Here is a 25,098-nt window from a genome sequence, read left to right on the forward strand (position 1 = left end):
CCGTCATTGCGAGCGAAGCGAAGCAATGACGGGCTTGAGGTAAGCGCTCCCAACACTCTCAACTGTCATCGCCCGGCTTGCCGGGCGACGACACCGCGTATGAGGCGGGCTCCTCGCGCCTCAGTTCGCCTCAATACCCCCGCGCGCGCGCCAGCTGCTCGGTGTGGTAGTTGGCGTCGCCGAACAGCTCTTCGCACACGCGTGCGCGCTTCATGAAGAAGCCGATGTCGAACTGGTCGGTCATGCCCATGCCGCCGTGCATCTGCACGCCTTCCTGCACCGCGCGGGTGGCGGTGGTGCCGGCGCGTGCCTTGGCGACCGCGACGCTTGAAGTGGCCTTCACAACGTCGGCATCCAGCGCCTGCAGCGCCTTCATCGTGGCGGCGCGGGTGATCTCGATGTCGACATAGAGCTCGGCGGCGCGGTGCTGCAGCGCCTGAAATTCGCCGATCAGCTTGCCGAACTGCTTTCTGTTCTTGAGGTATTCGACGGTGCGGCTGAAGACCTCGTCGCTGAGGCCGACCATCTCGGCGGCGACCGCGCCGCGGCCGATATCGAGCACACTATCGAGCAAAGCGGCGCCCTGGTCGACCTCGCCAAGCACGCTGTCGGCGTTGACCTCGACATTGGCAAGCTCGATCCGCGCCGCGTTGTGCGCGTCCACCATGATGGTGCGCTCGATCGACACGCCCTTGGCCTTCGGGTTGACCAGGAACAAGGTCAGACCATCGCGCTCGCCGGCGGAACCGGAAGTGCGCGCGGCGACGATGAACAGGTCAACAACGTGACCGTCGACCACCAGCGCCTTGGCGCCGGAAAGTTTAAAACCGTTGCCGGCACGCACGGCCTGCAAGGCGGTCTGGAGCGGGCGGTGCTTGGCGCCCTCGTCGATTGCGAGCGTTGCGAGCAGCGAGCCATTGGAGATCTTTGGCAGATATTCCGCCTTCTGCGCGGCATTGCCACCGCGGTTCAGCGCGGAGGCTGCGACCACAGAGGTGGCGAGGAACGGCGACGGCATCAAGGTTCGGCCGATCTCCTCCATGACGACACCGGCTTCCATGAAACCAAGACCGCTGCCGCCGAATTCTTCCGGCACGAGCAGGCCGGCAAAGCCCATCTCGGCGAAGGAATGCCACAGCTCCTTGGAGAAGCCGGTGGGATCCTTGTTGTCGCGCAAGGCGCGCAGGTGCGACACCGGCGCCTTGTCGCTGATCAGCCCGCGCGCGGAATCGCGGAGCATTGATTGTTCTTCGGTGAGGACGAGGGCCATGGATGTGTTTCCGATTCGAAATCTATTTTGCCTTGGTCATTCCGGGATGGCCCAAAGGGCCAGGCCCGGAATCCATCGGGCGGCAGAGTCGGTGGAGGAATGGATTCCGGGCTCGCGACTTCGTCGCGCCCCGGAATGACAGAAGCCTCACGCCCCCGGCAGATCCAGGATGCGCTTGGCGACGATGCCGAGCATGACTTCGGTCGTGCCGCCCTCGATCGAGTTGGCCTTGGTGCGGAGCCAGGCGCGTGGGCGGGCGCCTTGGCGCGAACGCTCGCTCTCCCATTCCAGCGCATCGACGCCGCCGGCCGACATCAGGATCTCGTAGCGGCGCTTGTTGAGCTCGGTGCCGTAATATTTCATCGCCGACGAGAACGCCGGATGCGCCTGGCCTGCCTTGGCGAGATCGACCGCGCGCTCGGCGCAAGCGGCAAGCGCTGCTTCATCGACATCGAAGGTCGCGATCCGGCCACGCAGCATCGCATCGTCGAGCTTGCCTTGCGCATCGGCACCAACGGAATCAGCCGCGATCTGGCCGAGAGGACGGCCGACGCCGCGCTCGCCCATGCCTGAGATCATCGCGCGCTCATGCTGCAGCAGATATTTGGCGACGTCCCAGCCGCGATTGACGGTGCCGACCACGTGCGACTTCGGCACGCGGACGCCGTCGAAGAAGGTTTCGCAGAACGGCGAATATCCGGAGATCAGGAGGATCGGCTTGGTCGTCACGCCCTTCGAGGTCATGTCGAACAGGATGAAGCTGATGCCGTCGTGTTTCTTGGCCGTGGGATCGGTGCGCACCAGACAGAAGATCCAGTCGGCGTAATTGGCATAAGAGGTCCAGATCTTCGACCCCGTGATGACGAAATCGTCACCGTCGCTTTCGGCGCGGGTCTGCAGCGAGGCGAGATCGGAGCCCGCGTTCGGCTCGGAATAGCCCTGGCACCAGCGGATCAGCCCCGCCGCGATCTTTGGCAGATGCTCCTTCTTCTGCGCCTCGTTGCCATACTTCAAAAGCGCCGGCCCGAGCATCCAGATGCCGAAGCTCGACAGCGGCGGGCGCGCGCCCATCCTCGCCATTTCGGAGCGCAGCACCTTGTGCTCGGCAGCGGTGAGGCCGCCACCGCCATATTCCTTCGGCCAGTCAGGCACGGTCCAGCCCTTGTCGCGCATGCGCTCGAACCAGATGCGCTGTGGTTCGGACGAGAATTTTGCGTTACGCCCGCCCCAGAACACGTCGGCATCCGACGTCGCGGGCTTGCGCATCTCCGGCGGGCAGTTCGCCTCCAGCCAGGTGCGCGTCTCGCTGCGGAATTTCTCAAGATCTGCGGTTTCAGACTCGCTCATGGTCGTTTCCATCATCAAAAAACTTGTTGGGCGCGACTCTGGGCCAAGCCCTCGCGGAATTCAACCACTTCCGCAGTCCGTTGTCGGCTATAGTCGCAGCGCGACGGTGCTTGAAAACAAAGAGGAAACGCGAATGCGCCTAAAGCTTCTTTCGCCTGGCGAAATGAACGAGAGCCAGCGGCAGACCTATGACGAGTCGATTGCCGGCAAACGCGGCAAGCCACCGGCGCCGATGATGGCCTGGCTCAACAGCCCCGACATGGCCCGTCACGCCACGCGGCTCGGCGAAGTGCTCCGCTACGACACCATCTTCCCGGCGAAACTGTCGGAGATCGCGATCCTGGTGACGGCGCGGCACTGGACCGCGCATTACGAATGGTATGCGCACAAGCGGCTCGCGCTGGCGGGCGGCATGAGGCCCGAGATCATCGACGCAATCCGCGATCGCCGCACGCCCGAATTCGACGATCCCAAAGGGAAGATGATCTACGACCTCGCGAAGTCGCTGCATGAGGGGCACGGCGTCGAGAAGGGGCTCTACGATGAGGCGGTGAAGCTGCTCAGCGAGCGCGGCGTGGTCGAGGTGATCGGACTGTGCGGCTATTACACCATGGTGTCGATGACGCTGAACACGTTCGAGTTCGAGCTGCCGGAGGGCGAGGTGCCGGAACTGACATAGTTTCGTATTCGGAAACGATGGGTTTCGGGATAGGCCAATGGCGCTGCCCCGAAGCCGGGCCTATCTGATGTACATCAACGGAGCAGCCACATGTCGCAAACATCACCCGTCGCCGCCGGCACGCGCATCGGCCATGTCCATCTCAAGGTCGCCGATCTCGATCGTGCGCTCGGCTTTTATTGCGGCGTGCTCGGCTTCGAGCTGATGCAGCGCATGGGCTCGGGCGCGGCCTTCATCTCGGCTGGCGGCTATCATCACCACATCGGGCTCAACACCTGGGAGAGCAAGGGCGGCTCGCCGCCGCCGCCCGGCACGACAGGGCTGTTCCACACCGCGATCCTCTATCCGACGCGTCCGGCGCTGGCGGATGCGCTGCACCGGGTTCTGACGGCGGGCATCGCTCTGGATGGCGCCAGCGATCATGGCGTGTCCGAGGCGCTGTATTTGCGCGACCCTGATCAGAACGGCGTCGAGCTGTATTGGGACAAGCCGCGGGAGCAGTGGCCAACAGGGCCGGACGGGAAGCTCGCGATGTTTACCAAGCGGTTGGATGTGGAAGCACTCTTGCGACAACGCGAGGCGTGATGCCGCGGTGAATTTGTTGTCTCGTAGGGTGGGCAAAGCGAAGCGTGCCCACTCATTCTCGCGACGTAGAGACAGATGCGTGGGCACGGCGCTTTGCGCCTTTGCCCACCCTACGGGAGTCTTGTTCTTGGCCTCCCTCGCACCATGATCAGCGCCGCCGCCGCCACCTCCAGCGCGATGCAAAGATAGAACGGCAGCGCGTAACCGCCGGACCAATCGCGCAAGAAGCCGACGACGCCGGGGCCGAACGCATAGGTCACCTGGTTGATCGCGGTGTTGAGGCTGATCAGCACGCCGAACGCGGCACTGTCGAATTCCTGCTGCACGATCAGCGACGGCAGCGTGATGAGATTGCCGACGGAGAAGCCGAACGCCGCACAGGCCGCGATCAGCACATAGTCATTGTGTATGTTAATCACGACGCACAGTGCGGCCGCCTGACTGAGGAACGACAGCGCGGATGCCAGCCGCTGATTGAGCCGGTCGATCACCATCGAGAAGAGGACGCGGCCGACCACCGCCATCGCGGTGAGCACCGCGACCGCCACGGCCGCGCGCTCACGACCGATCACGGGATCGAGGAACGAGATCAGGTGCACGATGAAGCCGACCTGCGCGAACAGCACCAGCGCGAACGCGACCGTCACCGTGAGGAAGCCGACATCGCGCAGCGCCCAACTACGGATCTGCGTCGAGGATTGCGGTTTTGTCTTTGCTGCCGCCTTCCAACCGTGAAGATCCGGCGGCCGCCCGACAACGACGAGAATGACCGGCACAAGCAGCACCAGCATCGCGCCTGACGTCGCGAACATGGCGTTCGCAAACCCGATATGGCTGATCATCACCACCAGCAGTGGCACGCCGACGATGCCGCCAAAACTGGCGCCGTTCAGCGCGAGACTGATCGCCATGCCGCGCTTGTGGTCGAACCAGAGGCTGATCGTGTTGGTGATCATGGCCAGACTCGTGCCAGCCCAGCCGAAGGCGAGCACGGCGTTCGCGAGATAAAGCTGCCATGGCTCGCGCACCGCGCCGATCGCGACGCCAGCTGCCGCCATCGCCAGGGTGCCCGATATCAGGCAGAGGCGCGGGCCATATTTTCGCACGGCCTCGCCGACGAAGACGACCAGCAGCGCGCCGAACAGGTAGAAGAACGTCGTGCCCGACGAGACCAGCGATGTCGGCCAGCCCCGCGCGCGCTGGACCTCGGCGACATAGATGCTCTGGCCATAGAAGCCGAGGCCCCAGCCGAAGGTTGCGAGCAGGAAGCAGACCGCGACGATGCGCCAGCCTTCGTAGCGGAGCGAGGATTCATCGATCATGCGGTGTTGAGGATTGTCGAGCATTCGCGCTTCTCCTTCGCATTCCCGCGTTGTGATTGTCTGTCCATGACGACCATCATGTATCGATGTGGAAGCAGAAAATCACTTCGACCTGGATCGAAGTATCGACGCTGCTGACAGCCTCCTGCCATTCTAGTGCGCATGACCTTGTCGGAAAACCGCTGCACACTTTTCCGGATCATGCGCTCAGATCGCGTCCGGGAACTCGCCCATGGCCGCCTCGATCCGCGCCTTGCGGCGGCGGGCCCAGGACGCCAGCGAGAGCGCGACGAGGCCGAGCGCAACTGGCGGAAACACCACCATGTTCACCGCGGACCAGCCATAATTCGCGAGCAGCTGGCCCGAGGAGAACGAGCCGATCGCCATCATCCCGAACACCAGGAAATCGTTGAAGGCCTGCACCTTGTTGCGTTCCTGCGGCCGGTGTGTCTCCAGCACCAAGGCGGAGGCGCCGACGAAGGAGAAATTCCAGCCGACGCCGAGCACGATCAGCGTCGCCCAGAAATGCATCGCGGTGATGCCCGATAGCCCGATGCTGGCGGCGCCGGCTTCCAGCAGCAATCCGGCGGCGACGATCTTCGGCGCGCCGAAGCGGGCGATCAGCGCACCGGTGAAGAAGCTCGGACCGTACATAGCGACGATGTGCCATTGAATGCCGAAATTGGAATCGGACAGGCTGAGGCCGCACATCTTCATGGCCAGCGGCGCCGAGGTCATCACCAGATTCATCATGGGGTAGGCGATGACGCCGCAGAGTGCGGCCGCGATGAAGCGCGGCTGGCTCACGATGGTGAGCAGCGGCCGTCCGCCATGCAGATCGGCCGGCGCGGGCTTCGGCATATCGACGCCGGCAACGATGCCCATCGCGACAAGCGCGACCGCGGCCTGCACCAGGAAGCTGAAGGCGAACAGATAGGGCGACCACACGTCCATGGTCCATTGCACCAGCTGCGGACCGAGCACGCCGGCGAACACGCCGCCCGCCATCACCCACGAGACAGCCTTGGGTCGATAAGCCGCGCTGGCGCCGTCGGCCGCGGCGAAGCGATAGGATTGCGCCACCGAGCCGTAGAGGCCGCCGAGAAAGGTCGCGAGACAAAACAGCGCGAACGAGCCGTGCAGGATCGCGAACGAGCCGGTGAGACCGGTGAGCGCGCCGAGGCCGGTGCCGGTGATGAAAGCCGCGCGGCGGCCGAAACGGCGCGAGATCGCGCCTGTCGGCAGCGTGCCGGCGGCGAGGCCCACGACGTACATCGACAGCGGCACGGTCGCGAGCGACATGTCGGGTGCAAGCGTGGCGCCGACGATCGAGCCGGTCGCGAAGATCACCGCCGAGTTGGCGCCGGTCAGGGCCTGCGCGGCGGCAAGGCGCACCACATTGGCACGCGCGCGGGCATCATCGGCGATCTCGTTGCTGGCAGTCACGTCAATCATCGGCATTTCCGCCCAGAGGGCCTTGTTGATTCCCGGCACTATGGAGGGGCCGAAGGGGCCGGGCAACCGGCGCAAACGGGCGCAGGCCATGCCTCTGACGCAATTGGGCCAATGATACCGGCCCACGCTCTTGACGGCTTGCGCTCGATCAAATCCTATCCGCGGCGATGTCTTGGGAGTTTCGTAAATGTCCGTCGACGACAGGCCCACGCTCAGCGCTCCCGATGACGATCCCTGGCTCTGGCTGGAGGAGATCGACGGCGCCCGCGCGCTCGATTTCGTCGAGAAACAGAATCGCCTGACGTTGCAGGAATTCGGCGGCGCCGCGTTCGATCGCGACACCGCCATCCTCGCGGCGATCTACGACCGATCGGACAACATCCCCTATGTCACCCGGCGCGACGGTTATCTCTACAATCTCTGGAAGGACGCCGCGAACCCGCGCGGCCTGTGGCGACGCACCACGCTCGCGGAGTTTCGCAAGGCCGAACCGGCCTGGGAGATCATGCTCGATATCGATCAGCTCGCCGCGACCGATGGCGCGGACTGGCTTTTCGGTGGGGCATCCACGCGAGCCGGAAGCACGCGCGTCATCCTGAGCCTGTCGCGCGGCGGCAGCGATGCCGTCACCTTGCGCGAGTTCGATATCGCGACGAAGCAATTCATCGCCGATGGTTTCGTCCTGCCGGAAGCCAAGAGCAGCGTCGATTGGGCGGATGCCGACACGCTGCTGCTGTCGAGCGCGCTCGGCGAGGGCATGGCGACAAATTCCGGCTACGCGAGAACGGTGCGGCTGTGGCGGCGCGGGACCAGCGTCGAGCAGGCCGCCGTGATCTTCGAGACGACCGCCGACCATATGCGGGCCTACAGTTATGTCGACGACACCGCGGCAACACAGCGCGTCTGGTTCATCGACCAGTCGGACTTCTTCAATTTCAGCACCTCGCTCGGCACCGCATCCGGTGCAACCACGAAGCTCGAGCTGCCCAGCAACATCTGGATGCAGGTTCATGGCGACTGGCTCTCGGTCAAGCCACGCCAGACCTGGTCTGTCGCGGGACACACTTACGCGGCCGATGCGATGCTCGGCATGTCGCTGTCCGCATTCCTGGCAGGACGTCGCGATTTCACGGTGTTGTTCGAGCCCGGGCCGCGGCGAGCGTTGCAGGGCTTCTTCTGGACCGGCGGCAAGCTCGTGCTTTCGATCCTCGACGAACTGCGGCCAATCTTCGAGATATGCACGCCATCGCCATCAAACTGGAGCAAACAGCGGCTGCAGGGGTTGCCCGATATTGGCGTCGTCGATGTCTGGAGCCTCGACCGCCACGAATCCCAAAGCAATGGCGACCTGCTCGCCAATGTGCAGGACCCGCTGACGCCGCCGTCATTGATGCTGATCGAGCGCGGCGTCGAAAGCCCTGTCGTGCTGAAGCAGGCGCCGAAGATCTTCAACGCCGAAGGCCTCGTGGTGACGCAGCACGAGGCGATCTCTGTCGACGGCGAGCGCATTCCCTATGTGCAGACTGGCCCCGCCGGCGGGTCAGGCGATGCGCCGGTCTATATGAGCGCCTATGGTGGCTTCGGTCTCGCGGTGAAGCCGGAATACAATTCGTCGCTCGGCAAGCTCTGGCTGGAGCGCGGCGGCACCACGGTGCAGGCAAATTTGCGCGGCGGCGGCGAGTTCGGCACGCGCTGGCACGATGCCGGCCGTTATGCCGGCAAGAAGCTGTCGCATGACGATTTCGCCGCCGTTGCCGCCGACCTGGTCCGCCGCGGCGTGACCACGCCGAAGCGCATCGCCGCGCAGGGCGGATCGAACGGCGGCATCCTCATCACCAACATGCTGGTGCGCTACCCCGAGCGCTTCGGTGCGCTGTTCTGCACCATCCCGCTGATCGACATGCGCCGCTACACCAAGCTGCTCGCGGGCGCGAGTTGGATCGCCGAATATGGCGACCCCGACAAGGCGGAGGAGTGGGAGTGGCTGAAGACCTACTCGGCCTACCACAACGCACAGCCGGGTCAGCCCTATCCGCCGATCCTGATTGCGACGACGCGGCGCGACGACCGCGTCCATCCCGGCCACGCGCGCAAAATGGCGGCAAAGCTCCAGGCGATGGGCTATGAGGCCTGGTTCTATGAGCCGGCCGCCGGCGGCCACGGCTACGGCAAAGATAACAAGGAGCGCGCAGGCTTCCAGGTGCTGGGATTTCAGTTCCTGAAGCAGAAGATCGGCTGGGTAGATGGCGAGGCCTGACGGCCTCGCGCTTTACCCGTGCGCAAACACCAGCGTCAGATTGTTCGCGGGCATCTCGATCGTGTCGATCAGACGAAGGCCCGCACTGCGCGCGAGGGTCTCGACATCGCCGATATCGCGGACGCCCCATTCGGGATTGCCTTCGCGGAGCGACGTGTCGAACACCGCGTTGCTCAGCGCGGTGTGCTTGCCGTCGCGCTTGAACGGGCCGTAGAGAAACAGCTCACCGTCGGCGCGCAGATAACGACTGGCGCCCGTGAACAGGCCCTCGGCCACGGTCCAGGGCGCAATGTGAATGACATTGGCGCAGAACACGGCCGCGAGATCCTTCGGCCCCTGCCCGCTCTTCATCTCCGGACACCAGCCGGAATCAGACAGATCGATTCGCAACGGGCTGCGGATGTTTGTCAGGCCCGAATGCACGCGCCAGGCCTCGATGCTCTTCACATGGCGCTGGTTGAGGTCGCTCGGCCACCAGACGAGATCAGGCGCGTGGCGGGCAAAATAAACCACGTGCTGGCCGGTTCCACTGCCGACCTCGACGACGTCGCCGGACCGGCCAGCGAGGTGCTTTTCGAGCGCTGCCCAGAGCGGCTCGTGATTGCGATGGAAGGCCGGTGCATCGAGACGGCCGTCAGACTCGACCCGCCCGCCATCCCTGCCAAATTCAACGACATATTCAGCCAATTCATGTCCCCGGAAAATGAGAAATCAGTCGAAAACGCACCGACGGCAAAACGCCCCCAAAACAGCACCGGACAATGCCGGCTTGATGAACGAACTATCCCTTCAGTTGCAATGCGGAAGATATTAACGCCATTTTGCGGCCTGCATAGTCTTGATTGTCAGGGCATGTCCTTTGTGCTTTTGAACACTATCTTTTGCAGACATCATAAGCCTCGGAACGTTGCTTTGACCGCCTTTCCCCGCAAGCCCGCCCTGCTCCTCGCGCTGGTCGCCCTCACGGGCCTCGCCGCGCCCCCGGCGTGGGCGCAGTCCGCGATTGCCGAGGGCCAAAAGCTCGCCTTCGACCGCGGCAAGGGCAATTGCCTGACCTGCCACGTTATCAAGGGCGGCGATCTGCCCGGCACGATCGGTCCCGAGCTTAGGGATCTCAAGGCAAAATACCCTGATCGCAACGAGCTGGCCGCGATCCTGTTCGACGAGACCAAACGTAATCCGCAGACCATGATGCCGCCATTCGGCCGCAACCGCATACTGACGGAGCGGGAGATCAACGCGATCGTTGATTTCCTGCAGACGCTGTAATGGCGGGCCCAGGAGACCTTCGATGACCACGACCACTGGAACTCATCCGACGCGGCGCCTGATCCTGCAGGGCGCGGCCTCGGTCGCGCTGATCGGCCTCGGCAATCTGCCGTTCGTGCCGGCGCGTGCCGCGGCCAACGACAAATATCCGGAAGAGGCGTTCAAGCTGAAGAACGAAGCGGATGCGATCAAGGCGCTCTATGGCAGGACCGCCGAACCGTCGGACAAGATCAAGCTCGACGCGCCCGAGATCGCCGAGAACGGCGGCGTGGTGCCGATGTCGGTGACGACGACGCTCGACAAGGTGACCTCGATCTCGTTCTTCGTCGCCGAGAATCCGAACGCGCTGGCGGCAAGCTACAAGCTTCCCGAGGGAACGATCCCCGCTGTCGCCAACCGCCTGAAGATGGCGAAGACCAGCAATGTGACCGCGATCGTGGAAGCCGACGGCAAGCTCTACAGCGCGACCAAGGAAGTAAAGGTCACTGTCGGCGGCTGCGGCGGCTAAAGGAGATCGGAGATGGCATCCAGCATTCGCGTCCGCGCAACATCCAATGGCGATATCACCGAGGTGCAGACGTTGATCCAGCACCCCATGGACACCGGCCTCGTCAAGGACCCCAAGGGGGAATTGATCCCGGCGCACTACATCCAGGAAGTGAAGTTCGCATGTAACGGCAAGGACGTCTTCGTCGCCAATTGGGGCACCGCGATTTCCAAGGATCCCTACATCAAGTTCAGCTTCAGGGGCGCCAAGAAGGGCGACGACCTCGCGATCTCCTGGACCGACAACAAGGGCGGTTCCGACCAGACCACCGCGAAGATCGCGTGATGAAGCCCGGCTTCGCCCTCCTGCTCTCCTCGTTGAGCGCCGCGCTTGTCGCGTTCGCGCTCACCGCTCCCTCAGTTGTTGCGGCCGACAAGGTCGATCCCGTCGCTGACGCCAAGGCTTTCCAAAACTTCTACTTCCAGAAGTTTCCCAACGTGAAGCACGAGGATTTCGTCAACGGTCCTTATTCCCTGAACGAGGGCATGAAGCGGCAATGGCTGGAGAAGGAAGAATTCCCGCCTTACGAGTTCGCGCTCGACGCCGGCAAGGAGATGTTTGCGACGCCGTTCAAGAACGGCAAGACCTATGCCGACTGCTTCCCGAACGGCGGCCTCGGCATTCGCCAGAACTATCCTTATTTCGACACCAAGGAGGGCAAGGTCGTCACGCTGGAGCTCGCGCTCAACCGCTGCCGCGAGGCCAATGGCGAACAGCCCTACTCCTACGTCAAGGACGAGATGGCCTCGCTGACGGCGTACATGGCCTTCACCTCGCGCGGCAAGCCGATGGACATCAAGATTCCCGATGATCCTCGCGCGTTGGAGGCGTTCGAAAGCGGCAAGCGCTATTTCTACACCCGCCGCGGTCAGCTGAACTTCTCCTGCGCCAGTTGCCATGTGCAGAGCCCGGGCGAGCGCATCCGCGCCGAGGTGCTGGCGCCGGCGCTCGGCATCCTCAATGCGATGCCCATCTACCGCTCCGAGTGGAGCGGCATGGGCACGATCAGCCGCCGCTTCATGACCTGCAACAGCCAGACCCGCGCGGTCCCGCTGGAGCCGCAGTCGGATGAATATCGCGACGTCGAATACTTCCTGTCCTACGTCGCCAACGGCCTGCCGATTTCGGGCCCGGGGGCACGACCATGAGCGCGGCCATGAAGCGGACACTTACCTTGACCATGTTGCTTGCATTGAGCCTCGCGCCATCGGCGCGCGCGTCAAATGAAGCAGAGTACAAGGCGGCCTACGCCGCCGCGGAGGCTGCGTCCAAGGAGGCGGCCGGCATGCGCAACCAGTGGACCACGACCGTCTCGACGCTGGCGACCGCCAAAAAGGCGGGCGACGGCGGCGATTACGATGGCGCCGTGGCTGCAGCCAAAGAGGCCGAAGCGCTGGCGAAGGCTTCGGTCTTCCAGGCGACCTCTGAAAAAGAGGCCTGGAAGGCGATGGAAATCCGCTAAGCTAGATCCCAGCTATTGTTTGAGCATGATCTTGTCGGAAAACGGCTACACACTTTTCCTGATCATACTCGCAGAACTGCCGATAACCGGCGCGGAGAATGTGTGATGGCGATCCGCCGCCGCGATTTCCTGAGGGGCTCAGCCGTTGCTGCCGCGTCTGTCGTGCTGCCGCGGCTTGCGCGTGGTGCCGAGGCCGCCAGCATTTACGACATCGAGCGCTTCGGCAATGCGCGGATCCTGCACACCACCGACACGCATGCGCAGCTCAATCCAGTCTATTTCCGCGAGCCCAGTATCAACATCGGTATTGGCGAGATGGCGGGGCGACCGCCGCACCTGGTCGCCCGCGCGTTCCTGGAGCACTTTGGGATCCGGCCCGACAGCGCGGATGCCTATGCCTTCACCTCAGTCGAGTTCGAGAAATCCGCCGGCCGGTTCGGCAAGCTCGGCGGCTTCGCTCATTTGAAGACACTGATCGACCGCTTGCGTAACGATGTCGGCGAGAAGCGCGCCATGCTGGTGGACGGCGGTGATCTCTGGCAGGGCACGGGCCTTGCCAACGTCATGCACGGCCGCGACATGGTCGAGGTTGCCAATCTGCTGGGCATCGAGGCGATGACCGGGCATTGGGAGTTCACCTATGGCGAGCAAGCGCTGCGCGACAATCTCGAGCACTTCAAGGGCGAGTTTCTGGCGCAGAATGTCTTCCTGACCGAGGAGGCCGCGTTCAACGACGCCCCGGCCTTCGACAAGGCCAGCGGGCGCGTGTTCAAGCCGTCAATCATCAAGGAGCTCAGTGGCCATCGCGTTGCGATCATCGGCCAGGCTTTTCCTTACGTGCCGATCGCGCATCCCAAGCGCTTTACGCCGGACTGGACCTTTGGCATCCGCGAGGAAGAGCTGCAGACGCATGTCGATGCCTTGCGCGGCACCGATAAGGTCGATGCAATCATTCTGCTCTCGCATAACGGCATGGATGTCGACCTCAAGCTCGCAAGCCGTGTCACCGGCATCGACGTCATTCTCGGCGGACACACCCACGATGCCGTGCCGCAGCCGATCGCGGTGAAGAATCCCGGTGGCACCACACTCGTCACCAATGCCGGCTCCAACGGGAAATTTCTTGCCGTGCTCGATCTCGCGCTCGACAAGGGCAAGGTAAGCGACGTCAGATATCATCTGCTGCCGGTTTATTCCGAGCTCTTGAAGCCCGATCCTGCCATGGCCGAGCTGATCGGAAAGCTGCGCGCGCCATACGTCACCGACTGGTCGGAGAAGATCGCAACGCCGGACCGGCTGCTCTATCGCCGTGACAATTTCGCCGGCCCCGTCGACGAGTTGATCTGTACCGCGCTGCGCAACGAGCTCGATGCCGAGATCGCGCTATCGCCCGGCTTCCGCTGGGGCGTCACCGCGTTATCAGGCCAGCCGATCACGATGGAAGACGTGCTCGCGGAGACCGCGATCACCTATCCCGAAACCTATGTGCAGGAGATGACGGGCGCGGAGATCAAGGACGTACTGGAAGACATCTGCGACAATCTCTTCAACGCCGATCCCTATCATCAGCAGGGCGGCGACATGGTGCGCGCCGGCGGGCTGAGCTATGCCTGCAGCCCGGCCAGCGCGATCGGCAGCCGCATCTCCGATCTGAAGCTCGACAATGGCAGGGCGATCAGCGCCAGCCATCGCTACAAGGTCGCAGGCTGGGCCTCGGTCAACGGCCAGCAGGGCGCGGCGGTGTGGGACGTCGTCGCAAAACATCTGCGCTCGGGCCGGATGTTTCAGGAGCGGCTGGGCAGCGGCGTCACGCTGAAAGGCGTCGACGGCAATCCGGGCATCGCGGGATAGCGACGATGCGGTCGCAAATTTTCCGCACGATCATGCTGGCGCTGCTCGCCTGGGCCGCGGTGCCAGCAACGTTTGCACAACAGGTGCCGTTGCAGGACAAGCCGTTCGCCGAGCACAAGATCGTGCTGCAACTCTCGGATAGCGACGCGAAGAAGCAGGCGCTGGTGCTGAGCGTCGCCAACAATCTGCTGAAGGCCTACGATCCCGACAAGATTGCGGTCGAGGTCGTCACCTTCGGTCCCGGCATCGATCTGTTGCTATCAGGCAGCGAGCGCCGCAAGCAGGTGGAGAGCCTGATCGCGCAAGGCGTGCGCTTCGACATCTGCCTCAACACCGTCGACACGATCGAGCGGGAAACCGGCAGGCGGCCGGAGTTCATTCCCGCCGCGACGCCGGTGCAGGTGGGCGTGGGGCAGATCCTGTTTCTGACGGAGAATGGGTACACGCTGGTGCGGCCGTAGGGACGTCCCAAGTTTGGGCACTCCGCGGCGCCTCACTCAGCGTCATTCCCCGCGTAGGCGGGAGAATCTAGTACGCCGCGGCCTCTCCGTACCCCTCATCGCCTCTGGAATACGGGATCGCCCGCCTTCGCGGGCGATGACAGCAGAGGGTGGGGCGGCCATCGCGTCGCAATAAAAATCTTCTAAATTTTCTTATTTCAACAGCACATTACTTCTCCTTCCACCCTCCGGCGTAGTAGAATCCTCGAAATCACTCCACGCCGGGTCCTGCCATGATCTTCCGCCAGCTCTTCGACAGCGTTTCGGGAACCTACAGCTATCTGCTGGCCAGCCGCCCCGGCGGCGAGGCGCTGATCCTCGATCCCGTGCTGGAGAAGGTCGATCGCTACTGCCAGCTATTGCGCGAGCTCGATCTCAAGCTGGTCAAGGCGGTCGACACTCATCTGCACGCCGACCATGTCACCGGCCTCGGGGAGCTGCGCGACCGCACCCATTGCATGACCGTGATGGGCGACCAGACCAAGGCCGACGTGGTGGCGATGCGCGTTGCCGACGGCGACAAGGTGACGATCGAAGGCCTCTCGCTCGACGTGATGTACACGCCGGGCCATACCGACGATTCCTATTCCTATCTCATGGGCGACCGCGTCTTCACTGGCGACACGCTTTTGATTCGCGGCACCGGCCGCACCGATTTCCAGAATGGCTCGTCGCGCGCACAGTACGATTCAATATTCAATCGCCTGCTCAAGCTGCCTGACGAGACGATGGTGTTCCCTGCGCATGACTACAAGGGCGACACCGTCTCCACCATCGGCGAGGAGAGGCGCTACAATCCCAGGCTCCAGGTGCGTTCGGTCGACGAATATATCGAGCTGATGGCCAATTTGAAGCTGCCCAATCCGAAGATGATGGACGTGGCGGTGCCCGCCAACATGCGCGTCGGCCTGCATCAGGAGGAGCTGGAGAAAGAGGGCCGTGCGCTCAGCGCCGTCGAGGCGATCCGTTCGCTGCATCGGCCCGACATCCTCTTGGTCGATCTGCGCGAGGCCAACGAGCGGATCAAGCACGGCATGCTCGAGGGCGCGCTTCACACGCCCTATCCAAGCATCGAGGAAAGTCTCAAGCCCGGCGGCATGCTGCGCGAGGTTGCGGCCGCGACCGGCCGCCGCGTCGTGTTTTTCTGCGCCTTCGGCGAGCGCTCGGCCATGGCTGTTGCTGCCGCCAAGCAGGCCGGCCTCTCCAACACGGCTCATATCGCCGGCGGCATCGATGCCTGGAAGAAGGCGGGTGGGCCGGTGGTGCAAGCCTGACGGCAGCGTCAACTGCCTTGAGATAAGTCAGCAACCGCATAGATTCTTCGGCTAGAAGCGGATGACGCTTCACCATCCTGGACCAGCCATGGCCAATTCAGCCAAACCGAGCGAGCCGCCGAAGACCAAAACCGCAGCCGACAAGGCCAAGAAGCCACCGCCGCCACGCGACACCGACGACGATTACGAAGACGGCGACATCGCCACGCCGAAGCGCGATCGCTATGGGAATGACGACGAGCCGTTGTAAGGCGTGATGGCGCTGACAACTAGGCCGGGACGACGATGTGGATACCGGCGTCCCTCACACCCCACCCGCACTACCTGCCATGCGCCTGCGATCATGGACAAATAGCCGGACACCCCGATAGTTTGCACGCCCTCAGGGAGTCAAACGGAACTGCAATGGTCGACGTTCTCGCCGCACCGCAACAAGGCAAGGCGGACAGCGCGCTACGCACGCTGACCGGGATCTCGATCGCGCATTGGGTCAGCCATTTCCATCTGCTGGTCCTGCCGATGCTGTTTCCATTCCTGAAAGTTCAACTCGGCGTCGGCTATGTCGAGCTCGGCTTCGCGTTGACCGTGTCGGCCGTGGTCTCCGGTCTGACGCAGGCACCGACCGGCTATCTCGTCGACCATTTTGGTGCGCGCAAGATTTTGCTCGGCGGACTGACGCTCGGCGGCCTCGCGCTTGTTTTGCTCGGGCTACATCTGAGCTACGCCTCGCTGATCGCCTGCGCCGTGCTGCTCGGGCTCGCCAATAGCGTCTATCATCCGGCCGATTACGCGATTCTCGCCGAGCACATGGACGAGGCGCGGATGGGCCGCGCGTTTTCGGTCCACACCTTTGCCGGCTATTTCGGCGGCGCCGTCGCTCCGGCGATCGTCGCCGCACTGATCACGGTGTCCGGCGGCGTCGGTGCGCTGCTCGCCTCGGGCGCGATCGGCGTGCTGGTGGCGCTGCTGCTGGTGATGATGAGCATTCCCGATGCCGGCGCGCACAAGGCCAAGCCTGGAAACGCCGATGCACCGAAGCAGGCCGTCATCACGCCGGCGCTGATCACGCTGACCGCGCTGTTCATGCTGCTGAGCCTGTCGGTGGCCGGCATCAACAATTTCGGCGTGGTGGCGCTGATGAGCGGCTACGGCGCAACCTATTCCGTGGCCAATGTGGCGCTGACCGCGTTCCTCGGCTCAAGCGCCGCGGGCGTGCTCGCGGGCGGCTTCCTCGCCGACCACACCGAGCGCCACGGCTATGTCGCCGCCGCCTGCTTTGCCGCGAATGCCGCCATCGTGCTGCTGATCGCGCTGGTGACGTTGCCGGCCTGGGCCCTGACTGCCACGATGGCAACCGCGGGCTTCCTCTCGGGCGTGATCGCGCCGTCGCGGGACATGCTGGTGCGCAACGCCGCGCCTCCCGGTGCCGCGGGCCGCGCGTTCGGCATCGTCTCCACCGGCTTCAATCTCGGCGGCATCGTCTCACCGCTGCTGTTCGGCTGGATCATGGACCAAAGCGCGCCGCACTGGGTGTTCGGGGCGTCAGTGATCTTCATGGTCGCTACCGTGATGCTGTCGCCGTTCACCGAGCGGAAGACGCGAGCCAAGGCTTAGCGAGAAGTTTTACCGTCGTCCCGGCGAAGGCCGGGACGACAAGAAGCAAAACAAACCGGGACGAAACACCATGAGCACCCCTGATCTCGTGATCCGTGGCGGCACCGTCGCGGACGGCCACGGCGGCGAGCTGTTCGAGGCTGACGTCGCCATCACCGGTGGCATGATCAGCGAGGTGGGCAAGGTCGCGGCCAAGGGCAAAGAAGAAATCGACGCGCGCGGAAAGCTGGTGACGCCGGGCTTCGTCGACGTGCACACCCATTACGACGGGCAGGTCACCTGGAGCCAGGACATCACGCCGTCGTCGCAGAACGGCGTCACCACCGCGATCATGGGCAATTGCGGCGTCGGCTTCGCACCGTGCAAGCCCGCCGATCACACCCGCCTGATCCAGCTGATGGAAGGCGTCGAGGACATTCCCGAGCCGGTGCTGAGCGCCGGCATTCCCTGGGCCTGGGAGAGCTTCCCTGATTACATGGACTGGCTGTCGAAGCGCGATTTCGACATCGATGTCGGCGCGCAGTTGCCGCATGCGGCATTGCGGGTCTATGTCATGGGCGAGCGCGGCGCCCGCCGCGATCCCTCGACGGCGGAAGACAATGCGGCGATGGCCAAGCTTGCGGGCGAAGCGGTACAATCCGGCGCGCTCGGCTTCTCGACCTCGCGCACGCTCAACCACCGCACCTCGACCGGCGATTTCACGCCAACGCTGAAAGCGGGCGAGGACGAGCTCACCGCGATTGCCGGCGCGATGCACAGCCAGGGCCGCAGCGTGCTGCAATTCGTGCTCGATCTTTCCACCATCCATGAAGACCTGCCGATGATGCTGCGGGTGGCCGACAGCACAAGGTGCCCGATCTCGTTCTCGATCACGCAGAATGACAGATCACCCAACCGCTGGCGCCAGACGCTGGACGAGATCAATGCGGCCGCGAAACGCGGGCTGTCCATCACCGCGCAGATCGCGGCGCGCCCGGTCGGTCTGCTGCTCGGGCTCGAGCTGTCACGCAATCCGTTCCAGACCCATCCCAGCTACAAGGCGATCGCGCATTTGCCTCTGAAGGAACGGCTGGCGCGGTTGCGCCAAGCCGATGTGCGCAAGGCGATCCTGAGCGAGAGCGCGACTGCGACTGACGATCCGCTGTTCTTCCGCCCGAACTACGACAAGATGTTCCTGCTGGGCGATCCCCCCGACTACGAGCAGCCGCCGGAGAATGCGCTGGGGCCGCAGGCGCGCAAGCAGGGCCGCCAGCCGGAGGAGCTCGCTTACGATGCGATGCTGTCGGACGAGGGCCGCGGCATGCTCTACGTGCCGTTCCTCAATTATTCCGACGGCAATCTCGACGCGACGCGCGAGATGCTGATCGATCCGCAATCGGTGCCCGGCCTTTCCGACGGCGGCGCCCATTGCGGCATCATCTGCGATGCCAGCTTCCCGACTTATCTGCTGACGCACTGGACGCGTGACCGCAAGCGCGGCGAGAAGCTGTCGATCCCCTTCGTGGTCGCAGCGCAGTCGCGCAAGACGGCGTTGTCGGTGGGGCTGACCGATCGCGGATTGATCGCGCCGGGCTACAAGGCCGACGTCAACGTGATCGATTACGACCGCCTGCATCTGCATCCACCCGAGGTGCATTACGACCTGCCGGTCGGTGGTCGCAGGCTGCTGCAGGATGTCGACGGCTATGAGGCCACGATCGTCTCGGGCGTGGTGACGCGGCGGCAGGGCGAGGCGACGGGGCGAAGGCCGGGGAAGCTGATTCGGGGTGCGCAGGGGTGCAGTAAGCGGGCGCATGTTGAGCGCGATGTTTCCGCAATGTAGGCGTCGTCCCGGCGAAGGCCGGGACCCATAACCACGAAAAGGAGTTAAAGCGCAGGGCTCCCACTCCGAGTCTTCGCCAAACTGCTCCCTGGGGGTATGGGTCCCGGCCTTCGCCGGGACGACACTTGTTTCGTGGCAGGCTTTGGAAGACCTACGTCGGCGACACTGCGCGCTTCAGCGGCGCCGTCTGCACCGCCGCACCACGCGTCAGCCTCGCCTTTTCCGAGTTCGGCCAGAGCAGCAGCAGCCCGACCACACCGGAGCCGATCATGATCACGGCGTTGATGGTAAATCCGGTCATGTAGCCGTCGATCATGCTGCCGGCGCGCTCGATCACCTTGCCCATCACGTAGGGCGCGATGATGCCCGAGAGCGTATAGAGTGCGCCGTAGATCGCGAGGATCGCGCCGCGCTGCGAGGCCGGGGTAAACTCGCCGAGCATCGGCGGGCAGACGACATAGATCGCGCCGCAGAGACCGGAACCGACCACCAAGAGCGCGATCTGCAAGCCCGCACCCTGCATGTGAGGCATCGTTGTGAGAATGAGGCCGCCGATGATCAGCGGCACCGAGCCCAGCACGCCACGCGACATGCGCGTGGTGTAGCCGCGCACCATCATCACCTGCGAGATCCAGCCGGTCAGAATCACGATGGTGGCGCCGAACACCCAGGGCAGGATCGAGATCCAGCCGGCGTCGCTCTGCGAAAAGCCAAGTCCCTTGACGATGAAGGACGTAAACCACGTGAGTCCGAGCGACAGCGCCCAATAGGCGCCGAAGGTTGCGATCACGCAGCCGAGGAAGGTGCGCGAGGTCAGAAGGCGGATGTAGGGAATTTTCGGCTCACTGACGGCGAGCGCCTGCGTGTCCTCGAGCGGTCCTTCCTTGCCCAGCGCCAGCCAGGCGCAGACCCAGATCAGGCCGACCACGCCGAGCGCCCCGAAGGCATAGTGCCAGGAGTGATTGACGATGACCCAGTTCAGCGCCGGCACGGCCAGGATGACCCCGAAGGCCGAGCCCTGTGTCAGGACCGCGGTCGGCAGCGTGCGCTTCTCGTCGGGGAACCATTTGTAGATTGCGTGCGTCGCGACCGAAGCCGCCGGACCTTCGCCCGCACCGAGCACGATGCGGCAGATCAAGAGCGTGCTGAAGCTGACGGTGCCGACCATCGGAAACTGCGCCAGCGCCCAGACCACGGCGAGCGTCAGCAACACATAGCGCGTCGCCACCTTGTTGACGAGGAAGCCGACCACGATGGCCGAGATCGAGAACAGGAAGAAGAACGAGGAGCCGAGCAGGCCGAATTGCGCAGGCTCGAGCTTCAAGTCGGTCATGATCGGCACGCCGGCGAGGCCGACGACGATCTTGTCCGCGAAGTTCACCACCATCAGGAGAAAGAGGAGAAAAACGATGGTCCAGGCGCCCTTCGGCGTCGCCGTGGACGTTTGCTTGGACGTCCCTGCCATCCTGGCTGCCGCGGACGGCGTTCCCTGAGCGCTCATCATTCTCCCCGTATGTCTTCTTGTCGGCACTTTTGATTTGGCCGTCTTGGGAGCTAACAACGGCTTGAACGGCAACGCAACCCCGGCATTTCCGCGGCAAGTGTGCTACGCAGCACGGAGTTAATTCCGTCCGGCGAACAGACCTTGCTGAGCATCCGAAACCTCTCCAAAACCTTCACCTCGGCCGGCGAGCCCGTGCATGTGCTGCGCGGCGTCGACCTCGACCTCAAAGCCGGCGAACGCGTCGCGCTCACGGGCGAATCCGGCAGCGGCAAGAGTACGCTGCTGCATTTGATCGCAGGGCTGGATGCCGCCGATGGCGGCTCGATCCGCCTGGAGGACACCGAGATCACTGAGCTTGCCGACGCCGGCCGCGCCGAGTTGCGGCGAGACCGGATCGGTCTCGTGTTTCAGCAGTTCAATTTGATCCCAAGCCTGTCGGTCGCCGACAATCTCGCTTTCCAGGCCCGCATCGCCGGTCGGCACGACGCGCCCTGGACCAAGGAGCTGGTCGAGCGGCTCGGCCTCGGCGGCCTGCTCAAGCGTTATCCCGAGCAATTATCAGGCGGCCAGCAGCAGCGGGTCGCAATCGGCCGGGCGCTGGCGACAAAACCGTCGCTGCTGCTCGCGGACGAGCCGACCGGCAATCTGGATGAAGCCACCGCCGACGACGTGCTGGCGCTGACGCGCGACCTCGTCGCGCGCACCGGCTGCGGCTTCCTGATGGTGACGCACAGCCTGCATCTGGCCGGCACGCTCGACCGCCACATCGTCCTCCATGCGGGACGGATCGCATGAGGCGCGCGCTCTGGGTGCTGGCGGTGCTGCTGAGCCATTGGCGCCGGCATAGGATGCAGTTCGCAACGCTGCTGATCGGGCTGATCGCTGCGACCGCGCTGTGGAGCGGCGTGCAGGCGATCAACCAGCAGGCCCGCACGGCCTATGACCGTGCGGCGGCGACGTTTGGCGGCGTGCGCACGGCGACGCTGGTGGCGCCTGATACGGCGACGTTCCCGCAAGAGCTTTTCATAAAGCTTCGCCGCGCGGGCTGGCCGGTCTCGCCGGTGCTGGAAGGCCGGGTCCAGATCAACGGACGCTCGATCCGGCTGCTTGGCATCGAGCCGGTGACGCTGCCAGTTGACGTCGGCAATGCGCCGCGCCTCGGAGCCGCGGACCTCAGCAGCTTCGTCGCCGCGCCCGGACAGACGCTAGTGGCGCGGGAGACGCTGAGCGATTTGCACGAGAGCGAAGGAACGACGCCGTCGATCAGCAGCGGCGCAAAGCTGCCGCCGCTGCATGTGCAGCCGCAGCTGGTGCCTGATGTGCTGGTGGTCGATATCGGCGTGGCGCAGCGGCTCCTCAACAAGCCGGATCAGGTCTCGCGTCTGCTGATCGGCAGGGCGAGAGGCAAGCCGGCACCGCTGCAAAGCGTCGTCGGCGAAGAGTTGAAGCTGAAAGAGCCGACCGCGGAGACGGAGCTGGAGCGGCTCACCGACAGTTTCCACCTCAACCTCACCGCCTTCGGCCTGCTGTCGTTCTTCGTCGGTCTGTTCATCGTCAATTCCGCCGTCGGCCTCGCCTTCGAGCAGCGGCTGCCGATGCTGCGGACCTTGCGCGCTTGCGGCGCCTCGGCACGGCTGGTCAACTCCGTCCTGGTCGTTGAGCTGGTGGCGCTGGCGCTGGTCGCGGGGCTGATCGGGCTCGTCTGCGGTTATGTCATCGCAGCAGCGCTGCTACCCGACGTCGCGGCGTCGCTGCGCGGACTCTATGGTGCGCAGATTCCGGGGCAGCTGACGCTGCGGCCCGAGTGGTGGCTCGCCGGCATCGGCATCAGCGTTCTAGGCGCGATCGTGGCGGCTGCGACCAGCCTCATCAAGGCGATCAGGATGCCGGTGCTGGCGACCGCGCAGCCGCGGGCCTGGCAGCAGCGACAGCGCCGCTGGCTGATCCTGCAAAGCTTCGCTGCCTGCGCCGTGTTCGCGGTCGCGCTGCTGCTGCTCTATTACGGACAGTCCTTGATCGCCGGCTTCGCCCTGCTGGCTGCGCTGATGCTCGGCGCGGCGCTGATCCTTCCGGCCCTCCTCGAGATCCTCCTGCTTGCCGGCCAGCGGCTTGCGCGCGGGCCGCTGGCGCTGTGGTTCTGGGCGGACAGCCGGCAGCAGCTCTCAGGACTCTCGCTGGCGCTGATGGCTCTGCTGCTCGCGCTGGCAGTCAATGTCGGCGTCTCGACCATGGTAGAAACCTTCAGCCGCACCTTTGTCGGCTGGCTCGACGGACGGCTCGCCGCCGACGTCTACATCAGCGCTGCCGACAACGCGCAGAGCATCGCGATCCGCAACTGGCTGAAGGACCGCAGCGAGGTACAGGCGATCCTGTCGGGCGGCCGCGCGGAGACGCAGGTTCAGGGCCAACCGGTGGAGTTGCTCGGCCTGCCCGATCACGCGCTCTATCGCGAGCGCTGGCCGCTGCTGGAGACCGCGCCGCGCGCTTGGACCCAGTTGGTCCCGGGCAATGCCGCCTTCATCAGCGAGCAGCTGAGCCGCCGCCTCAATATCCGCGTTGGCGACGTCATCGAGGTGCCAGCGCCAGGCGGAACCTGGGAGCTCGACATCGTCGGCATCTATGCCGATTACGGCAATCCCAAAGGGCAGCTTGCCGTCAACGTCGCGGCGCTGATCCGGCAGTTTCCGCAGACGCCGCAGACACGGATCGGGCTGATTGTCCCGCGTGACAAGATTCCCGGCCTGATCGCGGCCTTGCAGAAGCAGTTCGCGCTCGACGACCGCGCGGTGGCCGACCAGGCCACGGTGAAGGCGGAATCGATCCGTATCTTCAACCGCACCTTTGCGGTGACCTCCGCGCTCAATGCCTTCACGCTCGGCGTCGCCGGCATCGCGCTCCTCACCAGCCTGCTGACGCTGGCAAACTCGCGCCTGCCACAGCTCGCGCCGCTCTGGGCGATCGGCATCACCCGGCCGCGCCTCGCCGCGATCGAGCTGACCAAGACGCTGTCGGTCGCGCTGTTCACGTCGCTGCTCGCGGTGCCGCTTGGATTGCTTGTGGCGTGGTGCCTGATCGCGATCGTCAATGTGAAGGCGTTCGGCTGGCGGCTGCCGTTCCATGTGTTTCCGCTGCAATTGATCGAGTTGGTCGCGGTCGCGCTTGTCGCCTCGCTGCTGGCCGCGCTGCTGCCGGTGTTGCGGCTGGCGCGGATGCAGCCGGCGAGTCTCGTCAAGGTGTTTGCCAATGAGCGCTGACAAACTCTCGCGGCGCGCGTTCGCTGCCGGTATCGCAGCCCTTGCTCTCGCGCGCCGCGCCGCCGCGCAAGGCTATGCCGGGCTCGGCGAGACCGCCGACGGCTTCGCAAAGGTCACGCCCGGAAAGACGTTCACGTTCCCTGCCGATCACGGGCCGCATCCGGATTTTCGCATCGAGTGGTGGTATCTGACCGCAAATCTCGTCGACGTCAGTGGCGCGGCATGCGGGCTGCAATGGACGCTGTTCCGCCAGGCTGCAAAGCCGGGACCGCAAGGAGAAGGCTGGGCCAATCAGCAGATCTGGATGGCGCATGCCGCGGTGACGCGCGCCGACACGCATCGATTCAGCGAGCTGTTTTCTCGCGGCGGCATCGGACAGGCGGGCGTCGAGGCAAAACCGTTTGCTGCGTGGATCGATGATTGGGAGATGAAGGGGTCCGAGCGCACCGACGACCGGACCTTGTCGCCGGTGACTCTGAAAGCCTCGGGCACCGACTTCAGCTACGCGCTGACACTGGAGACCGATCGTCCGGCCGTGCTGCAGGGTGACGGCGGCTACAGCCGCAAATCCGAGCGCGGGCAGGCGTCCTATTATTACAGCCAGCCGTTCTACCGCGCGCGCGGCACGCTCACGATCGACGACAAGCCGATCGAGGTCTCAGGCCAGGCCTGGATGGACCGCGAATGGAGCAGCCAGCCGCTCGACACTGATCAGACCGGCTGGGACTGGCTGTCGCTGCATCTCGTCTCCGGCGACAAGCTGATGCTGTACCGGCTGCGCCAGAAGGACGGCAAGGATTACCCGTTCGGCAACTGGATCAGCGCCGCCGGCGAGACGCAGATGATTGCGGGAGGCGACATCCAGATGACGCCAAAGGCGACGGCGGACGTGGCGGGCCGCAAGCTGCCGGTGGAATGGCAGATCGCGATCCCGTCGCGCTCATTCTCGATTTCCTGCAAGCCGCTCAATCCGAAGGCGTGGATGGGGACCGGCTTCTCTTACTGGGAAGGACCGATCAGCTTTAGCGGCACGCATGACGGCGTTGGCTATCTCGAGCTGACCGGCTATTGAAGCGCGACCTGTTT

Annotated in this window: 23 protein-coding genes; 17 read left to right on the forward strand and 6 right to left on the reverse strand. The window is 64.3% G+C overall.

Going from position 1 to position 25,098, the window contains the following annotated elements; all coding sequences use genetic code 11:
* Positions 1–130: 130 nt before the first annotated feature.
* Positions 131–1,270 (reverse strand): acyl-CoA dehydrogenase family protein, encoded by a 1,140-nt coding sequence (locus L6637_RS24815; protein WP_237872266.1) that lies wholly within the window; start codon positions 1,268–1,270, stop codon positions 131–133.
* Positions 1,271–1,417: 147 nt separating this feature from the next.
* Complete coding sequence (locus L6637_RS24820) at positions 1,418–2,617, reverse strand: acyl-CoA dehydrogenase family protein (RefSeq protein ID WP_377803131.1); 1,200 nt, start codon at positions 2,615–2,617, stop codon at positions 1,418–1,420.
* Positions 2,618–2,750: 133 nt separating this feature from the next.
* Here L6637_RS24820 and L6637_RS24825 point away from each other — a divergent pair, with 133 nt between their 5' ends.
* Both L6637_RS24825 and L6637_RS24830 read left to right on the forward strand, forming a co-directional pair.
* Positions 2,751–3,296 carry a carboxymuconolactone decarboxylase family protein gene (locus L6637_RS24825; protein WP_237872270.1) on the forward strand — a complete coding sequence of 182 codons (546 nt, stop codon included), beginning with the start codon at positions 2,751–2,753 and terminating at the stop codon, positions 3,294–3,296.
* A 90-nt stretch (positions 3,297–3,386) separates the two neighbouring features.
* Positions 3,387–3,881, forward strand: coding sequence for a VOC family protein (locus L6637_RS24830; RefSeq protein ID WP_237860218.1), 495 nt, complete (start codon positions 3,387–3,389; stop codon positions 3,879–3,881).
* A gap of 110 nt (positions 3,882–3,991) precedes the next feature.
* Here the strand turns inward: L6637_RS24830 and L6637_RS24835 are convergent, their stop codons facing one another.
* Positions 3,992–5,227 carry an MFS transporter gene (locus L6637_RS24835; protein ID WP_237872272.1) on the reverse strand — a complete coding sequence of 412 codons (1,236 nt, stop codon included), beginning with the start codon at positions 5,225–5,227 and terminating at the stop codon, positions 3,992–3,994.
* Positions 5,228–5,410: 183 nt separating this feature from the next.
* A complete protein-coding gene (locus tag L6637_RS24840) occupies positions 5,411–6,658 on the reverse strand; it encodes an MFS transporter (RefSeq protein WP_237872274.1) in 1,248 nt (415 codons plus the stop codon).
* A 187-nt stretch (positions 6,659–6,845) separates the two neighbouring features.
* Here L6637_RS24840 and L6637_RS24845 point away from each other — a divergent pair, with 187 nt between their 5' ends.
* Positions 6,846–8,915 (forward strand): prolyl oligopeptidase family serine peptidase, encoded by a 2,070-nt coding sequence (locus tag L6637_RS24845; protein WP_237872275.1) that lies wholly within the window; start codon positions 6,846–6,848, stop codon positions 8,913–8,915.
* A gap of 12 nt (positions 8,916–8,927) precedes the next feature.
* Here L6637_RS24845 and L6637_RS24850 read toward each other — a convergent pair whose 3' ends face one another.
* Positions 8,928–9,602 carry a DUF938 domain-containing protein gene (locus L6637_RS24850; protein ID WP_237872277.1) on the reverse strand — a complete coding sequence of 225 codons (675 nt, stop codon included), beginning with the start codon at positions 9,600–9,602 and terminating at the stop codon, positions 8,928–8,930.
* A gap of 225 nt (positions 9,603–9,827) precedes the next feature.
* Here L6637_RS24850 and soxX point away from each other — a divergent pair, with 225 nt between their 5' ends.
* The 11 genes from soxX to L6637_RS24905 all read left to right on the forward strand — a co-directional run bounded on the left by soxX (position 9,828) and on the right by L6637_RS24905 (position 19,254).
* Entirely contained in the window at positions 9,828–10,184 is a 357-nt protein-coding gene (gene soxX, locus L6637_RS24855; protein ID WP_237860230.1) for a sulfur oxidation c-type cytochrome SoxX, read from the forward strand.
* 22 nt (positions 10,185–10,206) lie between these two features.
* The gene (soxY, locus tag L6637_RS24860) at positions 10,207–10,692 is read left to right on the forward strand and encodes a thiosulfate oxidation carrier protein SoxY (protein ID WP_237860232.1); all 486 of its coding nucleotides are present in this window, start codon (positions 10,207–10,209) and stop codon (positions 10,690–10,692) included.
* 12 nt (positions 10,693–10,704) lie between these two features.
* Positions 10,705–11,016: a thiosulfate oxidation carrier complex protein SoxZ gene (soxZ, locus tag L6637_RS24865; protein WP_237860235.1), complete on the forward strand. Its 312-nt coding sequence runs from the start codon at positions 10,705–10,707 to the stop codon at positions 11,014–11,016.
* Positions 11,016–11,879 (forward strand): sulfur oxidation c-type cytochrome SoxA, encoded by an 864-nt coding sequence (gene soxA, locus L6637_RS24870; protein ID WP_237860237.1) that lies wholly within the window; start codon positions 11,016–11,018, stop codon positions 11,877–11,879. Before soxZ ends, soxA begins: the two co-directional genes overlap by 1 nt.
* 8 nt (positions 11,880–11,887) lie before the next feature.
* Positions 11,888–12,193, forward strand: coding sequence for a hypothetical protein (locus L6637_RS24875; RefSeq protein WP_237860240.1), 306 nt, complete (start codon positions 11,888–11,890; stop codon positions 12,191–12,193).
* Positions 12,194–12,298: 105 nt separating this feature from the next.
* Positions 12,299–14,044, forward strand: a complete 1,746-nt coding sequence (gene soxB / locus L6637_RS24880) for a thiosulfohydrolase SoxB (RefSeq protein ID WP_237872279.1) — start codon at positions 12,299–12,301, stop codon at positions 14,042–14,044.
* Positions 14,045–14,049: 5 nt separating this feature from the next.
* Complete coding sequence (locus L6637_RS24885) at positions 14,050–14,505, forward strand: DsrE family protein (RefSeq protein ID WP_237872281.1); 456 nt, start codon at positions 14,050–14,052, stop codon at positions 14,503–14,505.
* Positions 14,506–14,777: 272 nt separating this feature from the next.
* Positions 14,778–15,818, forward strand: a complete 1,041-nt coding sequence (locus L6637_RS24890) for an MBL fold metallo-hydrolase (protein ID WP_237860247.1) — start codon at positions 14,778–14,780, stop codon at positions 15,816–15,818.
* Between the two features lie 88 nt (positions 15,819–15,906).
* Positions 15,907–16,068 carry a hypothetical protein gene (locus L6637_RS24895; RefSeq protein WP_237860249.1) on the forward strand — a complete coding sequence of 54 codons (162 nt, stop codon included), beginning with the start codon at positions 15,907–15,909 and terminating at the stop codon, positions 16,066–16,068.
* A 155-nt stretch (positions 16,069–16,223) separates the two neighbouring features.
* Positions 16,224–17,432, forward strand: coding sequence for an MFS transporter (locus L6637_RS24900; RefSeq protein ID WP_237860251.1), 1,209 nt, complete (start codon positions 16,224–16,226; stop codon positions 17,430–17,432).
* Between the two features lie 70 nt (positions 17,433–17,502).
* Positions 17,503–19,254: an N-acyl-D-amino-acid deacylase family protein gene (locus L6637_RS24905; protein ID WP_237872283.1), complete on the forward strand. Its 1,752-nt coding sequence runs from the start codon at positions 17,503–17,505 to the stop codon at positions 19,252–19,254.
* Positions 19,255–19,405: 151 nt separating this feature from the next.
* Here L6637_RS24905 and L6637_RS24910 read toward each other — a convergent pair whose 3' ends face one another.
* Positions 19,406–20,755, reverse strand: coding sequence for an MFS transporter (locus L6637_RS24910; protein WP_237860255.1), 1,350 nt, complete (start codon positions 20,753–20,755; stop codon positions 19,406–19,408).
* A gap of 144 nt (positions 20,756–20,899) precedes the next feature.
* On the opposite strand from L6637_RS24910, the gene L6637_RS24915 reads away from it, so the two are divergent.
* The 3 genes from L6637_RS24915 to L6637_RS24925 are packed head-to-tail and all read left to right on the forward strand — an operon-like array spanning position 20,900 to position 25,084.
* Entirely contained in the window at positions 20,900–21,553 is a 654-nt protein-coding gene (locus tag L6637_RS24915; protein WP_237860257.1) for an ABC transporter ATP-binding protein, read from the forward strand.
* Positions 21,550–24,012, forward strand: coding sequence for an ABC transporter permease (locus L6637_RS24920; protein ID WP_237872285.1), 2,463 nt, complete (start codon positions 21,550–21,552; stop codon positions 24,010–24,012). Before L6637_RS24915 ends, L6637_RS24920 begins: the two co-directional genes overlap by 4 nt.
* On the forward strand, positions 24,002–25,084 hold the full coding sequence (locus tag L6637_RS24925) for a lipocalin-like domain-containing protein (protein WP_237872287.1): 1,083 nt from the start codon (positions 24,002–24,004) through the stop codon (positions 25,082–25,084). Before L6637_RS24920 ends, L6637_RS24925 begins: the two co-directional genes overlap by 11 nt.
* Positions 25,085–25,098: the final 14 nt, after the last annotated feature.

The sequence above is a fragment of the Bradyrhizobium zhengyangense genome (assembly GCF_022012435.1).
GTDB classification, from domain to species: Bacteria; Pseudomonadota; Alphaproteobacteria; order Rhizobiales; family Xanthobacteraceae; genus Bradyrhizobium; species Bradyrhizobium zhengyangense.